The following is a 21,447-nucleotide window of genomic DNA, read 5'->3' on the forward strand; positions in this document are numbered from 1 at the left end:
GCAGGTTAACGACGCGGGCGTGGGCCATCTATCGCGCGTGGATGACGGCTTGATGACAATGCGGGATCGATTCAGGTTGTCACAATGGCGCGATCGACCTCGGCATTGATCCGGATCAATGAATACGCCGGCATGCTTGCCCACAGTGCCCCCATGCGCACCTCGTTCAAGCTCGCCATTGCCCTGGCCGCCACGCTGGCCGCCGCCTATGGCATCGCCCGCAGCACGCCCTACTGGTTCGCACCTCGGCAGGCCGCGCAGGTCGACATCCACGACCCGGCGCTGATCGCACAGGGGCAGTACCTGTCGCGCGCCGCCGACTGTGCGGCCTGCCACACCGCGCCGGGCGGCAAGCCGTTCGCCGGTGGCCTCGGCATGCAGACGCCGATGGGGACGATCTACTCGACCAACATCACCCCCGATCCGGAAACCGGCATCGGCGCCTACGACTACGCCGACTTTGAACGCGCGGTACGTCGCGGCATCCGTCACGATGGCCAGCCGTTGTATCCGGCAATGCCGTACGCCTCGTACGTGATTGCCCGCGACGCCGAGATCAAGGCGCTGTACGCCTATTTCATGGGCTCGGTGCAGCCGGTGAAGCAGGACAACGCCGACAGCACGATTCCATGGCCCGCCAACATGCGCTGGCCTCTGGCATGGTGGCAACTGCTGTTCGCACGCCCACGCAGCTTCAGCCCGGATCCGTCGCTGGACGCCGGCCAGCAGCGTGGTGCCGAACTGGTGGAAGGCCTGGCGCATTGCGGTGCCTGCCACACGCCACGCGGGCTGGCGTTCCAGGAAAAGGCGATGGCCGATGATGGCAGCCGCCAGTTCCTGTCCGGTTCGGTGCTGGAAGGCTGGTACGCGAAGAACCTGCGCAGCGAATCGACCGGTCTGGCCAGCTGGCGCGAGGGTGAGATCGTGGACTTCCTGCGCACCGGGCGCACCGATCGATCGGCGGCCTTCGGTGGCATGGCCGACGTGGTCGAGCACAGCACGCAGTACCTGTCCGACGCGGACCTGCTGGCGATGGCCCGCTACCTGAAGCAGCTGCCCGCCCGCGAAGGACGCAGCGCACAGTGGTCGCCCGGTACTGACACCACCACCGCCGCACTGCGCAGCGGCGACTATCGTGTGGCCGGTTCGCTGGCCTATGCCGAGCACTGCCAGGCCTGCCACCGCGCCGACGGCCGCGGCATGGCCCGCGTCTATCCGGCGCTGGCGGGCAACTCGATCGTGTTCGCCGATGACCCCAGCTCGCTGGTGCAGGTGACCCTGATCGGCGGCCGCACACCACATACCCGGCACGACCGCATGGCCTTCAGCATGCCAGGCTTCGAGCAGCTGCCGAACGCGCAGCTGGCACAGATCCTGACCTTCATCCGCAGCAGCTGGGGCAATCAGGCCAGCGCAGTGAGCGAGGTCGACGTGGCGCGCATGCGTCGGGTGGTGCGCGACAAGCCGGTGCACTACGTTCCGCAGGAGGCCGCACAATGAAGCGTTCGCGCACGCGTCCCCGCCTGCTGATCGGCAGTGCGATCACCCTCATGGTGCTGACCGGCGCCGGTACCCTGGCCTACCGTCATCTGTACCCGGACCTGGATGCCGCCGTCGCCAGCACGATCGATATCCTCGATGCGCAGGGCAAAGTGGTCGGCCACTACCATGCGCCGAGTGCCGAGGAGATCGCCGGTCTCGGCAATGCCGAATCGGTGATGCTCGGCCGCCGCCTCCTCAACGAGACTGCACGGCTGCTGCCGGACAATGTCGGCAACGATCTGAACTGCAATTCGTGCCACATGGCCGAAGGCAAGCGGCCTTTCGGCAATCACTACTTCAACACCGGCGGCGGCGCCTATCCGCGTTACATGCCGCGCCCGGGCAAGGTGATCGGGCTGACCGAGCGCATCAACGGATGCCTGCAGCGTTCGATGAACGGCAAGCCTCTGCCGAAGGACTCGCCGCAGATGCGCGCGATGCTCGATTACATGGCGTGGTTGAGCAGTCCTGTGCCAGAGGGTGCAAAGGTGTCCGCCCCCAGTGAGGGGCCCATCGACAGCACGCTGGCCCCGGACCCGATCCGCGGCCAGGCACTGTACGCCGTGCAGTGCGCCGCGTGCCATGGCGACAACGGCGGAGGACGGCGCGACGCCAGCGGTGACATCGCCTTCCCGCCGCTGTGGGGCGACCACAGTTTCAACATCGGCGCCGGCATGGCGCGCCTGTACAAGGCCGCCGGCTTCGTCAAGCACAACATGCCGCCGGCGGTGACCCGCGAGCCCCCACTGGGGCAGCAGGTGATGCCCGACCAGGATGCGGTGGACATCGCCAGCTACTTCATCAACCAGCCGCGGCCGGACTTCGCCAACAAGAGCAAGGACTGGCCGCGCGACCCGAAACCCAAGGACGCGCGGTACTGAGCACCCCGTGGGTCAGCGCTTGACCAGCTCGACCCGCCGGTTGCGTGCCTTGCCTTCTTCGCTGCCGTTGTCAGTCACCGGCCTGTCGGCGCCGAATCCGGCCGCCTGCAGGCGGTCGGCGGCGATGCCCTTTGCGGTAAGCGCGGCCACCACCGAGGCCGCGCGATCCTCCGACAGGCTGCGGTTACGTGCTGCGGCACCACTGTTGTCGGTGTGGCCTTCGATCGACAGCTTCAACGCCGGATCAGCCCGCAGCAGCTCGAGCACCTGCGCCAGCTGCGGTTCGGAGGCCGGCAGGATCTGCGCCTTGTCCGTGGCGAAGTTGACCTGGATCGCCACGCGGCCGTCGCTGTCCAGCTTCTTCTTCAGCGCATCGGCCGGCAACAGCGCCGCGGTCTGGGTGAAGCCCGTGCGTTCGGCCACCACCCAGCCGGCACTGAGGTATTCCAGGCGGGCGTGTACCCAGACCTGGCGGCCGTCTGCCAGATCGACGCGGTAGACCACGGTGTCATGGTTGTCCCAGCTGTAGCTGGCCGCGTTGCCGTAGGACGACTGCACCTGCTTCGGCACGCTCTCGGCCGCCTCATGCGGGATGCGTCCCTCGAATACCCTGGTGCCGTTGGCCTGGGCCATCATCGCCTCAAGGTTGCGGCGCACTTCGTGCATCGAGTACTCGCGCTCACCCTTGTCGAAATCAGCCGCGAAGGTGCGGCCCTCGACCTGTTCGAACCGATCACCGGTCCAGAACGGGAAGGCATCGAAATCACGCTGCTCGGCCTTGTTGCGGTCACGATAACCGGCGGGCAAGGACAGATGCGGGAAGCTGTCCGACCACTGCGCGGTGGCCTTGAACGGCACTTCATCCACGACCACCAGGCCGGCGCCATTGCTGTCCACCGCCAGTTGCACCCACACGGTGCGGTCGGCCTGGCGCAGCACATAGACCGTGGTGGGCGCGTCCTGTTCACCGTTCACTGCGTCGATGAAGCCACCACCAATCTCGCCTTCCAGCTGCGGGCCGTAGTAGATGTCGCGCAGCAGCTCGCCTTCGAACACCTTGCGGCCACCGGCAGCGGTGATCACGCCATCGAAGTTGCGCTGCACTTCCATTGCGGAGAATGTCTTGTCCGGAGCGTTGTTGCTGTCGGCCACGATGCGCGCCGACCAGCTCGGGCCTTCCACCCAATGCACCCCCTCGCCCATGCGGAACGGGAAGCGGGCCCATGCCCGCGGGTGTGGTGCGTTCTGCGGCGCATAGCCTTGCGGCAGGCTGAAGAACGGTAGTTCGCCCAGCGCGGCGTCGCTCAGCGGCACGCTGGCTGGGTCGAAGGGCACCAGCGGCACAGCCTTGCCCTCACGGTCGGTGAGCGCGACGCCATCGGCGGCGGCTGTTGAACCGGCCGGGGCGGCGGCCGCTGCTGCGGTCTCATCCGCCGTGGCTGGCGCGGGCGGTGCCACCTCTCCATTCGAGGGCGCCCGGTTGCATCCTGCCAGCAACACCAGGGCTGCCCCGCCCAGCCAGATCTTCGATCGCTTCTGCATCGCCACCACCTCAGGTCCATTGAAGCGCCGAGCATACCCGAAGGCCGTGACCGCCCCCACAGTGCCATCGTTCCTGCGCTGACACGTCATGCCGATGTCATTGGCGCTGCCGACACTCCGGGGTTTCCTCCCTCTGAAGGTCCGGTTTCGATGCGAACGATTGCGCGTTTTCCCCGTGTCTCGCTGCTGGCCCTGCTGATCGCCCCCGCACTGGACGCCCTGGCCGAAGCACCGCAGGGCGAGGCGGCCGAAGCGCGCAGCAGCGATGCCCGCACCCTCGATCAGGTGCAGGTGATCGGGCAGGCCACCAGCTACGCCAAGACATCGGTGCGCGCGGAAACGCTGAACCGGCAGACCGTGATGAGCAGCGTCAACGATGCACTCAACGAGGTGCCCGGCGTGGTGGTCAGCGAAGCCGATGCCACCGGCTCATCGGTGTGGGGCACGCAGATCAGCATGCGTGGCTTTGTCACCAACCGCGACACACAGCAGATCGGCACTACCATCGACGGCCTCCCCAACGGCGGTTCGGGTTACGGCGGCGGCTCGCTGGCCAACCGCTACATCGACACCCTCGACCTGGAAACGGTGGAAGTCAGCCAGGGCACTGCCGATATCTCCTCGCGCTCGAACGAGGCCCTGGGCGGCACGCTCAACTTCCTTACCAGCGACCCGCTGCAGGACAGCCGTCTGCGCTTCGTGGTCGGCGCCGGTGACAACGATGCGCGCAAGTACTACGTGCGCTACGACACCGGCCTGCTCGGCGGCCACACCCGCGCCTGGGTCAGTGCCTCGTCGGCGCGCGTGCATGACTGGATCGATGGCAGCGGCAAGACCAGCAACGACCACATCGCCGGCAAGTTCATCACCGAACTGGATCGCTGGACCCTGACCGGCTACCTGTCCTACAACGATGCCGACGAGCCGGAATACACCAGCGTCTCACCGAAGGGCTTCGCGACCAATCCGGATCGCGACAACCTGGTCGGTACCCTCACCGGCATTCCCTACCTGGACCAGAACTACCGTTCCGGCTCGCGTGCGTTGCGCGAGAACACCTTCGGCTACCTGCGCGCGGCCTTCGACGGTGGCAACGGCTTCAAGGCCTCGGTGGCCGCCTACGGGCACCGCATGCAAGGTCGTGGCGACTGGCTGCCTCCCTATCTGGCGCAGGTCAGCGATGACGGTGCGGGCCGCCCCGAGTCGGAGTACATCGGTGGAAAAACCGTGTTCGGCGGCAGCAACCGTGGCCAGATCTTCTTCGTCAATCCCGACGGCAGCGCCGCGCAGCGCCTGGCCAACTGCACGCCGCGGCTGGGCTTCACCGCCGAATACGATCCGAACTGCTACGCCGGCAACGTGCTTGGCGCGCAGTCGTATCGCCACACGCACTACGACAACGACCGCATGGGCGTGACCGCCGACGTCGAGTGGCGGCAGACCTTCGGCACGGTCGACAACACGATCCGTGGCGGTCTGTGGGTGGAGAAGCTGGACCGTTCGGCGCGCCGCGACTGGCATCGCCTGCTCAACGTCGGCCAGGACATCGCCTTCGACCACCAGCCGTACTGGGTACAGTTCGAGGACAAGTACAAGGTTGACGAGCAGATGTACTACATCGAGGACGTGGCGCGCTTCGGGCCGTTCAGCGCACGCCTGGGCGTGAAGCAGTTCTTCGTCGACCAGTCGCGCCGCCGCGTGATCGGTGCCAGCGAACACGTCAAATCCGATTCCAGGTCCGACCCGCTGCTGTCCACCGGCTTGACCTGGGCACCGGGCGTGGAAGGCATGGAGCTGTTCGCCGGCTTCTCGCAGAACTTCGCCGCGATTCCTTCCGGCGTGCTCGGCGAGACCGACCCGCAGCGCTTCCGCAACGTCGAGCCGGAGACCGCCGACAACATTGAAGTGGGCATGCGCATCAGCCGCTGGCCGCTGACCGCCTCGGTGACCCTGTACAACATCAAGTTCGACAATCGCATCGTCTACCTGCCGGCAGGTTTCGTCAGCGGCATCGACTATCTCGGCGAGACCGACGGCGTCTACGAGAACTTCGGCGGCGTGGAGAGCAACGGGCTGGAAGCCGCGTTCGGCTACGGCTGGGACAACGGCTGGCGCCTCAACGCCGCCTATACCTACAACCGCTCCAGGTACCTCGGCAGCGGCGATGCCGCGCGCGATACCCAGCTGGGCATCGTCGATGGCGCCAAGGTGATCGGCCAGCCCGAACAGACCCTCGTCCTGTCGGCGGACTGGCAGGGTGAGAACTGGAACTTCGGCCTGTCCGGCCGTTACCTGGGCACGCGCTATCTCGACGCCGCCAACGTCAACAAGCTGCCGTCGGCGACCGTGCTCAACGCCAACATCGGCTTCGACCTGCAGGGCCTGTCGCCGCGCCTGAAGGGCATGGGCGCCAACCTGGTGGTGAGCAACCTCACCAATAAACGGTATCTTGCAGGGGTGGACGGGCGCGACAACGCCTTCATCGGCGCTCCGCGCACCGTCGGCATCTCTTTCCGCGTGGACCTGTGAGTGAGCCTGTGACCGATATCGGCCGACGCCGGTTGTTGCAGGCCGGCGTTGCCGCCGGCCTCTCTCCACTGCTGCCCAGCATCGCCCGGGCCGCCGCGATCGCCCCCGCCGCGCAGACGCGCAGCCTGGAAGACCTGCAGCACATCGTGGTGTTCATGCAGGAGAACCGTTCGTTCGACCACTACTTCGGCACGCTGCCGGGCGTACGTGGCTTCGGTGATCGGTTCGTCGCCCCGGCCGCCGCGCTGCAAGCAGGTGGCCGCGTCCGCAGCCTGTGGCTGCAGCCCGATGCCAGCGGCGAGCGCGCGATCGCGCCGTTCCCGCTGGATACCGCCGCGCACTTCGGCTACATGCGGGTGGAAGGCACGCCGCATACCTGGCCCGATGCCCATCGGGCGTGGGACCACGGGCGCATGGGGCAATGGCCGAAGGCCAAGCAGAACCACTCGATGGGCTACTTCCAGCGCAGCGACCTGCCGTTCCAGTTCGCCCTGGCCGATGCCTTCACGATCTGCGATGCCTACCACTGCGCAATGCAGGCCGGCACCAACCCGAACCGGGTGTTCCTGTGGACCGGCCACAACGATGGGCATGCGCGTGCCGGCGGCCCGGTGATCGCCAATTCGCACGACAACTTTCCCGAACAGGGCGGGTACCCGGCGTCGTACCGCTGGACCAGCTATGTCGAGCGCCTGCAGAGGGCCGGCGTGTCCTGGCAGATCTACCAGGACATGGCCGACAACTTCACCGACAACCCGCTGGCGGGCTTCGAGGCCTTCCGCCAGGCCCACCGCGCGGCGCCGGGGCATGACCCGCAGCTTCGCGCGCGCGGGGTCAGCACGCGCGGCCTGGCGCAGCTGCGCCAGGACGTCATTGACGGGCGCCTGCCGCAGGTCAGCTTCATCATCGCCGACGCGGCCGGTAGCGAGCATCCTGGTCCTTCCAGTCCCGCCCAGGGCGCGGGCTATACCGCGCGCGTACTGGATGCGCTGACCGCCGATCCGCAGGTGTGGAGCCGCACTGCCCTGCTGCTGATGTTCGACGAGAACGATGGCTTCTTCGACCACATGCCGCCACCTGCCCCGCCTTCGCCGGTGGACGGTGGCTGGGCGGGTGTGTCCTCGGTCAGCACCGAAGGCGAGTACCACCGCCACCCGGCACCGGGTGACGAGAAGTACGATCTCGCCGAACTGCGCGGGCGCCCGTACGGTCTGGGACCGCGCGTGCCGCTGTACGTGATCTCACCGTGGAGTCGCGGTGGTTGGGTCGATTCGCAGGTGTACGACCACACCTCGGTCATACGGCTGATCGAGCGCCGCTTTGGCGTGGCCGCACCGGACATCTCGCTGTGGCGCCGCACGGTCTGCGGCGACCTCAGCAATGCGTTCGACTTTGCCCAGCGCGATACCCGCCCGTTCGTCCGCGGCCTGCCCGACGTGAGCACGGTTGCCGCACGCGCAGCTGCCTTGCCGGGGCGCACCGTGCCCACGCTGCCGGAGGGGCTGAAGCCAGCGAAACAGGAAAGCGGTGTACGTCCCGCGCGCGCCCTACCCTATCGACCGCAGGCATCGATTGCCGCAGTCGATGCCTTGGGTGTGGATCTGACGCTGTCCTGCGAAGGCGCGGCGGCCGTGCTGCATGTCTACGATCGGCTGCGGCTGGATGCGGTACCACGCCGCTACACGCTGCTTCCAGGTACGCCGCTGCGCGAGCGCTGGCCGTTGGACGCCCAGGGCCGCTATGACCTTTGGCTGCTTGGTCCGAACGGTTTCCACCGCCACTTCCAGGGTGCGGCCAAGGCGCCTGCCGTGCAGGCTTCGATCGAGCGCGCGGACGGCCAGCTGCGGCTGCACCTGCGCAATCTGCACAACAGCGCGCAGAATGTGCGGGTGCAGGCCGGTGCCTATGCCGGGCACATGCCTGAGCAGGCGCTGGCGCTGCCGGCGCATGCTGAGGCCACGGTGGCATGGGACGCGGCGCCCACCGCAGGGTGGTACGACCTGCGCATCGGTGCGGGCGACAGTGCACTGCGACTGGCCGGCCGCGCCGAGGATGGGCACCCCGGCACCAGTGACCCGGCAATGGGCAGCGAGCCCTTGCGGTTCGAGCACGATTGAGGAGCCCTCTGTAGAGCCGAGCCCACGCTCGGCTGCTTCTCGCCCTGGTCGCATTGCCCCGACAAAGCAGCCGAGAATGGGCTCGGCTCTACGGGGCAGATCGGCAGATTCAAACCTCCTGCAGCCCCGGCCGGCCGTGCTCCACCGCATAGCGTTTCCAGCTCTGCAGCGCGCCATTCGGCTGCATTACGGTATCCAGCGTCTTCATGTCGCCGATCCACGCATCGCGGGTGACATCGCACAGCACGTAGCCACGCTTGTCGGTGGTCGCCTTCAGGTAGGGACTGTGCGCAAGCTGGTTCCTGGCATACGCGTCCACGCCCTGGCCGTCGGCGCCAGAGGTGATCGACGTGGCGAGGAACTCGCTGGAGATCACGCCCGAGTCACGGTGGTCCTGCACCAGATCGCTGGCATAGTGGCGATGCGCGTCGCCGCAGGCGGTCACCACGTTGCCGAAGCCCACCTTCTGGATGTGCTCAAGCAGGCGCCGGCGGCTGTCCAGGTAGCCCGACCACTGGTCATCGGACGACTGCACTACCCCGTCCTTCTCGCGCATGTAATTGCCCAGCGCCACCTGGTGGGCGATGGTATGCCAGCGCGGTGCAGCATCGGACAGGCCGTCGAACAGCCAGCGTTCCTGCTTCGCCCCCACAATGCTGCGCTCCGGCGATTCCACCTCCTCGCGCAGCGTCATGTTCACCTGCTTGCTGCGGTACTGGCGGGTGTCGAGCAGGTGCAGGTCCATCAGCGTGCCGTAGCGTGCGCGCCGGTACATCTGCATGTGGCCGTCGCGCGGGAACGCCGAACGGCGCAGCGGCATGTTCTCGTAGTAGGCCTGGAACGCCTGCGCGCGCCGCAGCAGGAACACTTCGCTGGGCGTATCGTCCTGGTCTTCGGCGCCGGCCCAGTTGTTGTCCACTTCATGGTCGTCAAAGGTGACAAACCAGGGAGCCGATGCATGAGCGGCCTGCAGGTCGGCATCGCTCTTGTACTGGGCGTAGCGGCGGCGGTAATCATCCAGCGTATAGATCTGCGGGCCGACGTGGTTGCGCAGGTTGGTGAACGGCTGGCCGTTCATCTTCCGCAGGCCCGGCTGGCTTTCGCCTTCGTAGATGTAATCGCCGTAGTGGAAGACGAAGTCGAGCGGTTCCTCGGCGATGCGCCGCCACGCGGTGTAGTGGCCTTCTTCGTAGTGCTGGCAACCTGCCACCGCAAAGCGCACGCGATCCACCGCTGCCGTGGCTGCCGGCAGCGTGCGGGTGCAACCGACCGCACTGGCATGGCCACCCACGGTGAAGCGGTACCAGTAGGGCCTTCCGGGCGCCAACCCGTCCAGCTCCACATGCACGGCGTGACCGAGTTCGGGATGCGCCATCGCCGAACCCTGGCGCACTACCTTGCGCATGCCTTCGTCCGCTGCCAGCTGCCAATCGACCAGCATCGGCCGGGCCGGCATGCCACTGCCGAACACCAGCGGCTCGGTCGCCAGGCGCGTCCACAGCACCATGCCATCGGCCGAGGGATCCCCCGAGGCCACGCCCAGGGTGAAAGGTGTGCTGGCAAAGCGCGGCTTGGCCAGCAGGTTGCGCGGGTTCAGCGCGGTGGCATCGGCCCGCGCGGCCAGCGCATGTGCCGTGCCCATCCAGGCACCGGCAGCGGACAGGCCGGCCAGCGCCAGGAATCGCCTGCGATTGATCGTATCCACGGCTGTGCCCTCAGTTGTAGATGATGTGGAAGTAGAAGAAGCGGCCGTAGTCGTCGATCTCGGTTCGGAAACGCCCGTTCGGACCGGTGCTGTAGGTTGGCTGGGTGTTGAACAGGTTCTTGGCCTCGTACTTCAGCGTCACGTGCTTGCCGACCTTGTGGCTGAAAGCCATGTTGAACGTCAGGTATGGGTCGTAGTACGAATCCAGCCATTCGGTGTCACCGAAGTCGACCAGCATCCGGCTGCGGTAGGTTCCGGACAGGCGCAGCTGGGCGCTCCTCCATGGCATGCGCCAGATCACCGAACCATTGAGCGACCAGTCCGGCTGGTACAGCAGGCGATCCAGGCGACGCTCGGTGCCGTCGCTGATGCGGTAGTTGGTCTGGCCTTCCAGCCGGGTTGCATTGAAGTACATGTCGAAGCGCTGGCGGCCCCACTGCAGATTGCGATTGGCCACCGCGAACTCGACGCCACGCAGCTTCGACTCGTCGGTGTTCATCGGCTGGGTGACCCGGTAGCGGGTGTCCCCCACGTTCTCGAACGTGGTCAGGGTGTAGATATCGTCCTTGATCACCTTGTCGAACAGCGCCACCGAGACCAGGCCGTTGTTGCCGTTGAAATACAGGTCCCACGCCAGGTCGATGTTGGTGGAACGACGCGGCTGCAGGTTGGCGTTGCCCTGCTTGATGCTGCAGAAGCCCCTGCCCTCCTCGTCATCGCCACAGCTGGTGCTGGTGGCCTGGGCGATGTTGCTCGGCGTCGGCCGGCCCAGCGTGCGACTGGCGGAAAAGCGCAGGCGCTGCTCCTCGCTCAGCTTGAACGTCGCATTCAAAGACGGCAGCAGGTTGTTGTAGCCACCGCTCGTGTTGCGGAAGGCGGAGGTGTAAGTGGTGCCACCATCATCGCTGAACGGGCTGTAGGCATCGAAGCGGGTGTGGTCGTAACGCAGGCCGCCGATCAGCAGCAGCCGGTCCCAGGCATAGTGAGCGGACACATAGGCATTGGTGATGTCCTCCACGTACTTGTAGTCGCTGGTGAAGTTGGCATTCGGATACGCCGCATTGTTGTTGCCCAGTTTCGGCAGCAGTTCCTCGTTCCACTCGCGGTTGTCGATCAGAGGGAAGCCCGGCACGCTGCCCAGCAGCGTCGACCCCGGATACAGGTAGTCGTTGAGCGTGGCGCTGCTCCTGAAGTAGTCGAAGTCGATGTCCTGCCAGATCTTCAGGTGGCGGTACTCGGCACCGGTGGCCAGGCCGAAGCCACGCGCATCGGCGTCGATGTTGTAGCTGAAGTCCGCGCGCAGGTTGTCGATGCTCTCCTTGGCATCGCGCGGAGAGACATAGGCCTGCGCCGGATTGAGCTTGAACGCGGAGCTGGTCAGCAGGCTGGAATCGGAAACCGCCACCGCATTGGGGAAACCGTGGCTGTCGTTTTCGTAGTCGACGAACAGATTGCTCGGGTAGGCGCGCACTCCCCAGTAGACCTGGCTGTTATGGAAGGTCTCTTCGGTGTGGCCACCGCGCAGGGTCAGGCGCGAACGGTCGCCGATGTCCCAGTTGAAGCTGGCGATGGCGCCACGGTTGCTGCGGTCCCAGCGGTCGTGGCGGTTCTTGATGTAGATGCTGTTGATCTGCGTGGTGCCGCTGTCCTCGGTCTGGTTGCGGATCGGAAACTTGGCGTTTCCATACAGATCCGTCTTGTTCATCGTCGAGTTCTCGTAGAACCGGTACGAGTACAGCAACAGCGATGCGTAGAACGGATCATCCGAGGGCTTCCACTCAAGCTTGGCGGAGCCACCGAAGTTGGTGATGAAGTTGGTATAGGTGCCGGTGCTGAAGTTGCCAGGCGCACGCAGGCCGTTCCAGCCCTTGGCCTCGTCCGGACCCGTGGTGCCGTCGGTGAGGTATTTTCCAGCGTCGTTGTAGTAGTAGTTCGACTCCACCCAGCGCTTGACGCTGTTGCGTGAACGCTGCTCATAGCGTGCCACCGCAACGATGCCGAACTCCTGGTCGGCGCCGAACTGGTTGGAGAACACCATCTTGGCGCTCTTGCCGAAATGGCCCAGGGTCTCGTGGTTGCCGCCAGCGCTGCGCTCGACGTTGGTCTCGGCTGTGGAATAGATGCCTGCCACGTCGGCAAACACGTACCTGCCCGACCGGTCGAAGGCACTGCGGCTGATGATGTCGATCACACCGCCGATCGCATCCGGTGCCTGCTCCGCGCTGAAGCTCTTGTAGATGTCGGTACGGGTGCCGATGTCGCTGGGAATCAGCTGCAGGTTGTTCATGCGCTCCCCGGAGCCACTGCCACCCACGCTGGCAATCGCGATGCCATCGATGGTGGTGTAGTTGAGGTTGGCCTGCACGCCGCGTACCGTCACGTAACGTGGCTCACCAGCATCCTCCACCGCACTCAGGCCTGGAGCGGCCATCAGGCTCTCGGCCAGGGTCTCGTCGCCGTAGCTGTCCATCTCGTCGTAGACCACCGAATCCTTGATCACCGGCGACGACTTCTTCTGGTCGATCACCTCGTGCGCGGCAATCACCTTCACCGTGTCCAGGGTCGGCGCCACCACCGCTCCGGCCTCGCGCGGCATCGGCGCGGCTGGCTTCGGCGCGTTGCGTGCGGGTGCCGGATCGATGGCGATGACATTGCCATCCACCACGGTGTAGCCCAGGCCGGTACCCGCCAGCAGTGCGTCCAACGCCTGCTTGACGGTGGCGCCACGTGGCACAGCCCCGGCCATGTGCGCTTCACCGCTACCCGAGTACAGGAACTGCACGCCGGAACTGCGCGACAACTGCTCAAGTGCACGGGCCAGCGGTTGCGCCGCGATCGGCGCCGACACGCGGGCTTCAAGGCCATCGGCAGTGGCCGCGGCCGCCATTGGCACGCTGCAGGGAGACAGGGCGAGGATGATCGACAGGTAGAGCGTGTTGCGCATCACGGGTCCTTGGCAGAGAGAAGGCAGCAGGCGCCGCTGCGTGGCTCGGCAGCGGCTTCTTCCAAGTAAGAGCCCGCATCCACCGAAGTGGAGAACGCGGATTCGATGAATTTTTTCTGACAGCCCACCACCGCGCGGGCCTCAGCGACTGCCGACCCGCACTGTGTCGCCTTCGCGCCTCACCACGAAGCGTGGGTCGCGTTCGAGGAAGGCCTGCAGCGCACCGATGCGATGCGCATCGAGGCTGCCGGACAACCGTGCCGATGCCGCGCCTTCGTCCAGCACGCGCACCTGCACCAGGTTGTGCCGGTTGAAGGCAGCTGCTACCTCGTCCAGCCGCTCATCGAGGAAGGACACCTTGCGCTGCTGCCAATCCAGCAGCATCGACAGCGGCATGTCCACTGACTCGACGGCATGGCTTCGCGCATCGACCTGCACCACCCGGCCCTGCTCCAGCTGGGCCAGGCGGCGTGCACCCGCGCCCTGGCTCCAGACCTCGACCTCGCCGGAGACCACGCCGATGCGGGTGCTCTGCAGCCGTCGCGATACATCGAACACCGTGCCGATATCCCGGATCTCCAGGCCGTTCACTTCCACCTCGAACGGACGACGGTCGCGGGCGATGTCGAACGTGGCCTCCCCCTGCAGCAGCTCCACCTTTCGGCTGAACCAGCCCATGCGTACCCGCAGTCGGCTGTCCGCGTTGAGCCGCACCTGGGTCTGGTCGGGCAGCACCAGGTCGCGGAGTTCACCATGCCCGGCACTGTAGAGATGCTGGGTGGGCATCACCTGCGAAACCAGGCCCACGCCGATCAGGGCAACACAGGCCGCGGCAGAGACCATCCACCAGCGCACGCGACCGCGACGCAGCACGGCGCGGGGCGGCGCGTCCGAACGACCGAACAGCGGCACCACCTTGGCGGCGACCTGCCGCGGTGGCACCAGCGCCTCATCAGCCAACGGCGATTGCAGCGCCTCGCCCACCTGCCGGTGCAACGCGAGCGCGCGCATGTAGGCGCGAACATGCTCGGGCGAGCGCTTCATCCAGTCCAGGAACGCGACACGCCCGGCCTTGTCCAGCACCCCCTCGCGATTGCACAGGAACCAGTGCGCCGCCTCACGTGCGACCTCGTCGTCAGGCCTGCGTGATGGATACCGATTCATGTGAGCTCCCTGGCGCCCAGCGCCTTCCTGCAGGCGTCAAGCCCCTTGCCGATATGCTTGCGCACCATGTGCACCGACACCTGCAGCTGCTGGCTGATTCCCGGGCAGTCCAGCCCGTCGCGGTAGTGCAGCACCATCACCCGGCGCGTGGTCGCCGGCAACCGCGCGATGGTGCTGCGGATATCGTTCCAGCGCTGCGCACGCTCGAATTCGCGCTCGATGTCTTCTTCGCTTTTCAGCACTTCGGCCAGCAGATCGATGTCTTCCAGCGGCGGCAGCGACGACCGCACGCGGGCGTGCTCGCGCGCCAGGTTGGCCGCCACGGTGAACAGGTAGGCTTCCGGGTTCTCGACCGCGTCGGCATCCTCGCCGGTGCTGCGCAGCAGCCGCAGATAGACCTCCTGCGCCAGGTCTTCGGCATCTTCGCTGGCCGAACCGCGACGCAGGAAGAAGCCACGCAGCAGCCGGCGCCGCAGTTCGTAGCTCTTCTCCCAGATCCTCACGCTGTTCACGGCCGGCCAACCACCCCGAGGCTGGAAAGCCCAGCAGGGTGACCGCCATCGATGACAGTGGCGTTTCAACGACCGGCAGGCAGCCGCTAGAATGCCGCCCCTGCAATGTCCCGGCAGCCGGCACAAGGAGTGCCCAGCAATGAACGCACGCACCGCCATCCACACCTTCAGCAGCCTGCTGTTCCTGCTGCTGGTCGCCCACACCACCGCCTACCAGCAGCAGATGTGGCCGCCCAGCCGGGTCATCCATGTGCATCCGGTGATCGTCGCCCTCGCCTATGCACTGGGCGTGCTCACGCTGCTGCTGTGGATCGGCGGCGGTCGCGTACCAGAACCGGCCCAGCGTCTGGCGCGCTGGCTGCCCATCGTCGCCTGGTGCCTGCTGTGCGTCGGCGTGGCGGTCATCCCGATGTTCCTGCCTGGACTGTACCCGGCCTGATCAGCGGCGGTACGCAGTGCATCCGCGCATGATGCGGCGCCCGGCACCAACCCTTGCTTGCCTGAGACCCAAGCCGGGCCCGCCTATCGAAGCCGCGGGGCCAGGCCTACGCTTGTCTTCTCGGTGGCCGCCACGGTCGCCCTTCGCGTCACGGCATTGCCGTTGCGACCCCGCTCCAGTGCTGTGCGCCCTGATGGTGTTGTCGCTCAGGCAGACGTCCAAACGGCGCCCTCTGGAGACAGTCATGAACCAAGCCCTGATCCCCTTCGATACCGACCCGCTGGAAACGCGGGAGTGGTGTGAATCGCTGGAGGCGGTGATGCAGGCCGGTGGCCGGCCACGCGCGCACTACCTGATCGACCGGCTGAGCGATCTGGACGCGCAACAGCACGGCGACCTGCATACCCGCGCATGGACGGCCTACGTCAATACCATTCCGCCCGAACGCCAGCCGCCCTATCCCGGTGACCTGGCCATCGAGCGCCGCCTGAACGCGATGATCCGCTGGAACGCGATGGTGATGGTGCTGCGTGCAGGCAAGCACTCCAACGTAGGTGGCCACATTGCCACCTACCAGTCGGCAGCAGTGCTGTACGACGTGGGCTTCGATCATTTCGTCCGTGGCCGCACCGACACCTTCGACGGCGACATGATCTACATCCAGGGCCATTCCGCGCCCGGCATCTATGGTCGCGCCTACGTGGAAGGCCGCATTGATGCGGCGCAGATGGACAACTTCCGCCGAGAAGCCGGTCGCGAGGGCCTGTCCTCGTATCCACATCCGCGCCTGATGCCGGAGTTCTGGCAGTTTCCCACTGTGTCGATGGGCCTGGGCCCGCTCACTGCCGCCTATCAGGCGCGCTACATGCGTTACCTCGAGTACCGCGGTCTGAAGCAGCACCAGGGACGGAAGGTCTGGGCCTTCCTCGGCGACGGCGAGATGGACCAGCCCGAATCGCTGGCGGCAATTTCCCTGGCCGGCCGCGAGCGGCTGGACAACATCGTGTTCGTGGTCAACTGCAACCTGCAGCGCCTGGACGGGCCGGTGCGCGGCAACGCCAAGGTTATCCAGGAACTGGAAGGCGCCTTCCGCGTGGCCGGCTGGAACGTGATCAAGCTGATCTGGGGCGGTGGCTGGGACGACCTGCTGGCCCGCGACCACAGCGGCCTGCTGCGCCAGCGCATGATGGAATGCGTGGATGGCGACTACCAGACCTTCAAGTCGCAGAGCGGCGCCTACGTGCGCGAGCATTTCTTCGGCCGCTACCCCGAGCTGCTGGAGCTGGTGGCGCACATGAGCGACGACGACATCTGGGCGCTGGCACGTGGTGGCCACGATCCGCAGAAGGTGTACGCCGCCTACCAGCAGGCGGTGGGCACCCGCGGCCGGCCGACGGTGATCCTGGCCAAGACGGTCAAGGGTTTCGGCATGGGCGAAGCCGGTGAAGGCCAGAACATCAACCATCAGCTGAAAAAGATGAGCGCCGACGCGGTGCGCGCCTTCCGCGACCGCTTCAACCTGCCGGTCAGCGACGCCCAGCTGGAGGACATGCCCTACCTGCGTCCGGAACCGGGCAGCGCCGAAGCCATCTACTTCGCCGAGCGCCGCCGCATCCAGGGCGGCCAACTGCCGGCGCGGCTGGCGAAGGTCGATCCGCTGCCGATACCGCCGCTGTCGATCTTCAACGCCCAGCTGCAGGGCAGCGGCGATCGCGGCCAGTCCACCACCATGGGTTTCGTGCGCATCCTCACCCGCTTGCTGAAGGACCCGGAGCTGGGCAAGCTGGTGATTCCGATCGTGCCCGATGAATCGCGCACCTTCGGCATGAAAGGCCTGTTCCGCCAGATCGGCATCCATTCGTACCTGGGTCAGTTGTACACGCCGCAGGATGCGGGCCAGCTGAGCTACTACAAGGAAGCCAAGGACGGCCAGATCCTGCAGGAAGGCATCAACGAATCCGGTGCGATCTGCTCGTGGATCGCCGCCGGCACCGCCTACAGCAACCACGGCCTGGCCACGATTCCGTTCTACATCTTCTACTCGATGTTCGGCCTGCAGCGCGTCGGCGACCTCGCCTGGGCTGCAGCCGATGCGCGTACCCGGGGCTTCCTGCTCGGTGCCACGTCGGGCCGTACCACGCTGATGGGCGAAGGCCTGCAACACGATGATGGCCACAGCCACGTGCTCTCGTCGGTGATCCCGAGCTGCGTGTCCTACGACCCGACCTACAACTACGAGCTGGCGGTGATCATCCACGACGGCCTGCGCCGCATGTATGTCGAGCAGGAAGACATCTACTACTACATCACCGTACTCAACGAGAACTACCCGCAGCCGGCACTGCCCGAGGGCGCCGAGGCCGGCATCCTGAAGGGCCTGTACCTGCTGCATCCAGCAGCCGCCGGCAACGCTCGGCAGCCACGCGTGCAGCTGATGGGCAGCGGCGCGATCCTGCGCGAAGTGGAAGCCGCGGCAGACCTGCTGCAGCAGGACTTCGGCATCGCCAGCGATGTGTGGAGCGCGACCAGCCTGACCGAACTGCGCCGCGACGGGCTGGCCGCCGAGCGCTGGAACCTGCTGCATCCGGCCGAGGCCCCGCGCGTGCCCTACGTGCAGCAATGCCTGCAGGGTCATGAAGGCCCGGTAGTGGTGGCCACCGACTACATGAAGATCGTCGGTGACCAGATCCGTCCCTTCATCAACGATCGCCGCTTCATCGCACTCGGCACCGATGGCTTCGGCCGCTCCGACACGCGTGAATCACTGCGCACGTTCTTTGAAGTGGATCGCCACTTCATCGTGCTGGCGGCCCTGAAGTCGCTGGCCGACGAAGGTCGCATCGAACGCTCGCGGATGCAGGAGGCGATCGACAAGTACGGCATCGACGCCGGCAAGCACGATCCGGCCGCGGTGTAAGGCGGCTGCGTTCACCAGGCCCGTTGTGCGAGCCTGGTGAACGCAGCATCGCTACGGCATCCGCTTGAACAGATTGGTCTGCAGGATCGGCGTGCCGTCGTGGCCGTAGAACGCCTTGGTCTCGGTCATCGTCGCCTGGTCATCGGCCACGGTGTAGATACGGGTGGAGGCCGGCGTACCGTGGTCCACCAACTGCATCACCAGCGTATTCGGGGCCGGCAGTTTCAGGTTTGCCTTGTCCGCGCCGTAGGTGCCGGACAAGGCACCCGGCGTGCCATCCAGCGCCAACGTGCCGTCGGACTTCATGGTCTTGCCGTCGTGCAGGACGATATCCACGTGTGAGCTCCAGCGGCCACCGCCGGCGTCCTTGAACTCCAGCACCACCTGCTTCGGACGCTGCGCCTCGGGTAGTGCCGAGGTCGCGGTGTCCAGCGACCAGCGCCCCAGCAGCGGCGACGGGGACGCTTCCACGGCCAGCGCCGACCCGGCCGGCAGCGAACACGCACACAACAACACAGCGGACAACAGCTTCATACGTTGCTCCGTTCCAGTGAAGAAGGTGCTGCGTGACGCGTTGTGGGGCGCAGCGCTTCGGATCGTGCACAGCATCGGGGCCCCGCACAAGGCAGGGCGCTGAACGCGCGGCAACCTCGTTCGCGCCTCCCGCGATTCAGGTCTGGCGGCAAGGCCTCATCACGTCCTTGTCGATACAGATCGTTACGTTATAACGTTGCACGCCTATTTCACGAGTCCTGCTATGCGTCGCCACCTGCTTGCTGCCGCCATCCTGCTCGCTGTCCACACCGCCCACGCTGCGGACGCGCCTACCCTTCCCACCCTCCAGGTCCAGGCCTCCCCGCCCTCGCGCGTCGACAGCCGGGTCACCGTCGACAATCCACAGGCGCAGAACCGTACCCTCGGAAGCCTGCTCGAACATGTCTCCGGCGTGCAGAGCAGCGCCTTCGGGCCGAACGCGGGCGCCCCGGTCATCCGCAGCCTCAGCGGCAACCGCGTGCAGATCCTGCAGGATGGCCAGTCCATTCTCGGCATGAACGCGATCAGCGGCGACATCAACATTCCGTTCGATCCACTGTTCGTGCGCAGCGTCACCGTCAACAAGTCCTCGGACGCCGTGCGCTATGGCGGCAATGCGATCGGCGGCAGCGTGGAGATCGATTCGGGCCTGGTCCCGCGCCGCATGGGAGACAAGGAGCAGTCGATGGAACTGATCCTGCGCAAGGGCTTCAATGCCGCCGACGCTCAGGGCTTCCGCATGAACTTCAACAACCAGCGCAACCTCTCGACCAACCTGCAGGTCTCGCGCCAGCGCATCTCGCACTACGACATCCCGGGCAACAGCAAGGCCGACGTCTGCAACACCCGCCTGTTCCCGCCGACCGGCGGCGTCAACTCGGCGCTGGCCGACAGCTGCCAGAAAGAGGCGCGCGTCCAGCAGATCTACAACAAGGCCTCGCAGCCGTACATCGACCAGTTCATGACCGAGAACCCGGACTGGGCCGATGGTGACTTTTCGTTCTACACCAACAACCCGACCTCGGTCTGGCAGCGCCGCACCTACATCAATCCGGCCAACCCCGCCTACGTGCCCGGCACACCGTCGTACGTGCAGAAGCAGATCAACAACGATGTCACGCCCGACTACCATCACCGGCTGGGCAACAGCTACGCACGCAACTCGCAGGTGGCCTTCGGGTCGACGCTGTTTTTCGACCGTGGCTACGTGGGTGTCAGCATCGATGCCAAGGACAGCGAGTACGGCGTGCCGGGCTTCTCGATGCAGAATCTGTCGTTCGGTTCGAACTATGCTGATGGCCTGCCGGTGGGCGTGGTGATCAAGCAGGAACGCTACGCGCTGGACGCCCTGCTGCGCGATCCGCTGCCGTGGTTCGAGCACGCGGAGCTGCGAGTTTCCAGGCTGGACAACACGTCGGGCGAGCGCCTCGGTGCATCCAAGGCCAATGACTACGACTTCGAAAGCTCCCAGGCCGAGCTGCTTCTGAGCCATCAGCGCGTCGGTCCGCTCAGCGGCCTGCTCGGCTTCAGCCACCAGTCGCGCCAGGTCACCGGCAGCGGTTCACTGCGCTACCTGCCCGACGTCGACACCCGCAGCAACGCGGTGTTCCTGAAAGAGGCACTGGACGTCGGCTGGGCCACCTTCGATGCAGGTGTGCGCCACGAGCGCGTCGACCACGAGCTGCAGCCCAGCCGCTTCAGGACCGCACGCAACGCCGCCAATACCAAGCTGCAGGACCGTTCCTACCGGCTCAACAGCTACAGCGTGGGCTCCCGTGTCGAGCTCGGTCCTCTGTTCGCCGCCAAGGTGCGCTACGCATCCTCGCAGCGCGCACCGGAGATCAACGAGCTGTATGCCAGCAACGCACACTATTCGGTGATGACCCAGGAAGAAGGCAACCAGAACCTCAAGCCGGAGCGCGCGAAGAACCTGGAGCTGACCGGCCTGTTCCACATCGGCGGCTTCGAACTGTCGGCCACTGCTTACCGGATGAAGTACGAGAACTATCTCTACCTCGGCCATTCCGGCCTGCAGACCGCCAACCGTCTGCCGCTCAAGTACTGGAAGCAGACCGACACCACGGTGAAGGGTTTCGAGATCGACGCATCGCAGGCAATTGACCTGGGCCGCTATGGCACGTTGAACATCTCTGCCTTCGCCGATCTGGTGAAGAACAAGGCCGACCACCCCGATCCGCTGCGCGCCCACAACGATGGCGAGTACCTGCCGAACATGCCGACCAACCGCTACGGCGCCAACCTGCAATGGCAGCGCGAAGGCTGGAAGGCGCAGCTGTCGAGCACCTACTACGACACGCAGGAGTACCTCGGCCGCAACGTCAGCGAGGAGATCCCGCTGGATGCGTTCAACCTGGTTGACCTGCAGGTCAGCCGCGAACTGCCGGTGCGCAGCAGCTACATCGCCGGCATGGAAGTGTTCGTCAACGGCAGCAACCTGCTCAATGAGGAAGCGCGTCCACACAACTCGCCACTGAAATACATCGCGCCACTGCCGGGGCGGGGCTTCCAGGTGGGTGTGACGCTAAAGCTCTGAGGAGAGCCTGATTCGGCCACCATCCAGCGCTCAATGATCACTGGATGGCACGCCGGGACCCTGCATC

General features: G+C 65.9%; 13 protein-coding genes. 7 read left to right on the forward strand and 6 right to left on the reverse strand.

What is annotated here, in order from left to right; all coding sequences use genetic code 11:
* Positions 1–153 precede the first annotated feature (153 nt).
* Together ACM0PB_RS07695 and ACM0PB_RS07700 are read left to right on the forward strand one after the other, a co-directional pair.
* Complete coding sequence (locus ACM0PB_RS07695) at positions 154–1,500, forward strand: c-type cytochrome (protein WP_262219744.1); 1,347 nt, start codon at positions 154–156, stop codon at positions 1,498–1,500.
* Positions 1,497–2,423: a c-type cytochrome gene (locus ACM0PB_RS07700; protein ID WP_065179458.1), complete on the forward strand. Its 927-nt coding sequence runs from the start codon at positions 1,497–1,499 to the stop codon at positions 2,421–2,423. The genes ACM0PB_RS07695 and ACM0PB_RS07700 overlap by 4 nt, the downstream gene beginning before the upstream one ends.
* 12 nt (positions 2,424–2,435) lie before the next feature.
* Here the strand turns inward: ACM0PB_RS07700 and ACM0PB_RS07705 are convergent, their stop codons facing one another.
* Positions 2,436–3,965, reverse strand: coding sequence for an OmpA family protein (locus ACM0PB_RS07705; RefSeq protein WP_065195817.1), 1,530 nt, complete (start codon positions 3,963–3,965; stop codon positions 2,436–2,438).
* 150 nt (positions 3,966–4,115) lie between these two features.
* Between ACM0PB_RS07705 and ACM0PB_RS07710 the strand changes: the two genes are divergently transcribed.
* Both ACM0PB_RS07710 and ACM0PB_RS07715 read left to right on the forward strand, forming a co-directional pair.
* Positions 4,116–6,494 (forward strand): TonB-dependent receptor domain-containing protein, encoded by a 2,379-nt coding sequence (locus ACM0PB_RS07710; protein WP_414604188.1) that lies wholly within the window; start codon positions 4,116–4,118, stop codon positions 6,492–6,494.
* Positions 6,495–6,502: 8 nt separating this feature from the next.
* Entirely contained in the window at positions 6,503–8,611 is a 2,109-nt protein-coding gene (locus tag ACM0PB_RS07715; RefSeq protein ID WP_414604722.1) for a phosphocholine-specific phospholipase C, read from the forward strand.
* 109 nt (positions 8,612–8,720) lie between these two features.
* On the opposite strand, the gene ACM0PB_RS07720 is transcribed toward ACM0PB_RS07715, so the two are convergent.
* The 4 genes from ACM0PB_RS07720 to ACM0PB_RS07735 form a co-directional block, all read right to left on the reverse strand.
* Positions 8,721–10,316, reverse strand: a complete 1,596-nt coding sequence (locus ACM0PB_RS07720; RefSeq protein ID WP_065185221.1) for an alkaline phosphatase D family protein — start codon at positions 10,314–10,316, stop codon at positions 8,721–8,723.
* 10 nt (positions 10,317–10,326) lie between these two features.
* Positions 10,327–13,260 (reverse strand): TonB-dependent receptor, encoded by a 2,934-nt coding sequence (locus tag ACM0PB_RS07725; RefSeq protein ID WP_164230027.1) that lies wholly within the window; start codon positions 13,258–13,260, stop codon positions 10,327–10,329.
* 141 nt (positions 13,261–13,401) lie between these two features.
* On the reverse strand, positions 13,402–14,424 hold the full coding sequence (locus tag ACM0PB_RS07730; RefSeq protein ID WP_065179453.1) for a FecR family protein: 1,023 nt from the start codon (positions 14,422–14,424) through the stop codon (positions 13,402–13,404).
* A complete protein-coding gene (locus ACM0PB_RS07735) occupies positions 14,421–14,936 on the reverse strand; it encodes an RNA polymerase sigma factor (RefSeq protein ID WP_065179452.1) in 516 nt (171 codons plus the stop codon). Before ACM0PB_RS07735 ends, ACM0PB_RS07730 begins: the two co-directional genes overlap by 4 nt.
* A gap of 139 nt (positions 14,937–15,075) precedes the next feature.
* Here ACM0PB_RS07735 and ACM0PB_RS07740 point away from each other — a divergent pair, with 139 nt between their 5' ends.
* Together ACM0PB_RS07740 and aceE are read left to right on the forward strand one after the other, a co-directional pair.
* A complete protein-coding gene (locus ACM0PB_RS07740) occupies positions 15,076–15,375 on the forward strand; it encodes a hypothetical protein (protein WP_065179451.1) in 300 nt (99 codons plus the stop codon).
* A 244-nt stretch (positions 15,376–15,619) separates the two neighbouring features.
* Positions 15,620–18,292, forward strand: a complete 2,673-nt coding sequence (gene aceE, locus ACM0PB_RS07745; RefSeq protein WP_414604718.1) for a pyruvate dehydrogenase (acetyl-transferring), homodimeric type — start codon at positions 15,620–15,622, stop codon at positions 18,290–18,292.
* Positions 18,293–18,343: 51 nt separating this feature from the next.
* On the opposite strand, the gene ACM0PB_RS07750 is transcribed toward aceE, so the two are convergent.
* Positions 18,344–18,826, reverse strand: a complete 483-nt coding sequence (locus tag ACM0PB_RS07750; protein ID WP_065179449.1) for a LuxR family transcriptional regulator — start codon at positions 18,824–18,826, stop codon at positions 18,344–18,346.
* 223 nt (positions 18,827–19,049) lie between these two features.
* Here ACM0PB_RS07750 and ACM0PB_RS07755 point away from each other — a divergent pair, with 223 nt between their 5' ends.
* A complete protein-coding gene (locus ACM0PB_RS07755; protein ID WP_414604719.1) occupies positions 19,050–21,380 on the forward strand; it encodes a TonB-dependent receptor in 2,331 nt (776 codons plus the stop codon).
* The last annotated feature ends 67 nt before the right edge of the window (positions 21,381–21,447 follow it).

This window comes from Stenotrophomonas sp. AR029 (assembly GCF_047520695.2).
Lineage (GTDB): Bacteria > Pseudomonadota > Gammaproteobacteria > Xanthomonadales > Xanthomonadaceae > Stenotrophomonas > Stenotrophomonas sepilia.

Coding starts and splice junctions, on each gene's coding strand:
- ACM0PB_RS07695 (WP_262219744.1), top strand. CDS start 154: ATGCGCACCTCGTTCAAGCTCGCCATTGCCCTGGCCGCCACGCTGGCC.
- ACM0PB_RS07700 (WP_065179458.1), top strand. CDS start 1,497: ATGAAGCGTTCGCGCACGCGTCCCCGCCTGCTGATCGGCAGTGCGATC.
- ACM0PB_RS07705 (WP_065195817.1), bottom strand. CDS start 3,965: ATGCAGAAGCGATCGAAGATCTGGCTGGGCGGGGCAGCCCTGGTGTTG.
- ACM0PB_RS07710 (WP_414604188.1), top strand. CDS start 4,116: ATGCGAACGATTGCGCGTTTTCCCCGTGTCTCGCTGCTGGCCCTGCTG.
- ACM0PB_RS07725 (WP_164230027.1), bottom strand. CDS start 13,260: ATGCGCAACACGCTCTACCTGTCGATCATCCTCGCCCTGTCTCCCTGC.
- ACM0PB_RS07730 (WP_065179453.1), bottom strand. CDS start 14,424: ATGAATCGGTATCCATCACGCAGGCCTGACGACGAGGTCGCACGTGAG.
- ACM0PB_RS07740 (WP_065179451.1), top strand. CDS start 15,076: ATGAACGCACGCACCGCCATCCACACCTTCAGCAGCCTGCTGTTCCTG.
- aceE (WP_414604718.1), top strand. CDS start 15,620: ATGAACCAAGCCCTGATCCCCTTCGATACCGACCCGCTGGAAACGCGG.
- ACM0PB_RS07750 (WP_065179449.1), bottom strand. CDS start 18,826: ATGAAGCTGTTGTCCGCTGTGTTGTTGTGTGCGTGTTCGCTGCCGGCC.
- ACM0PB_RS07755 (WP_414604719.1), top strand. CDS start 19,050: ATGCGTCGCCACCTGCTTGCTGCCGCCATCCTGCTCGCTGTCCACACC.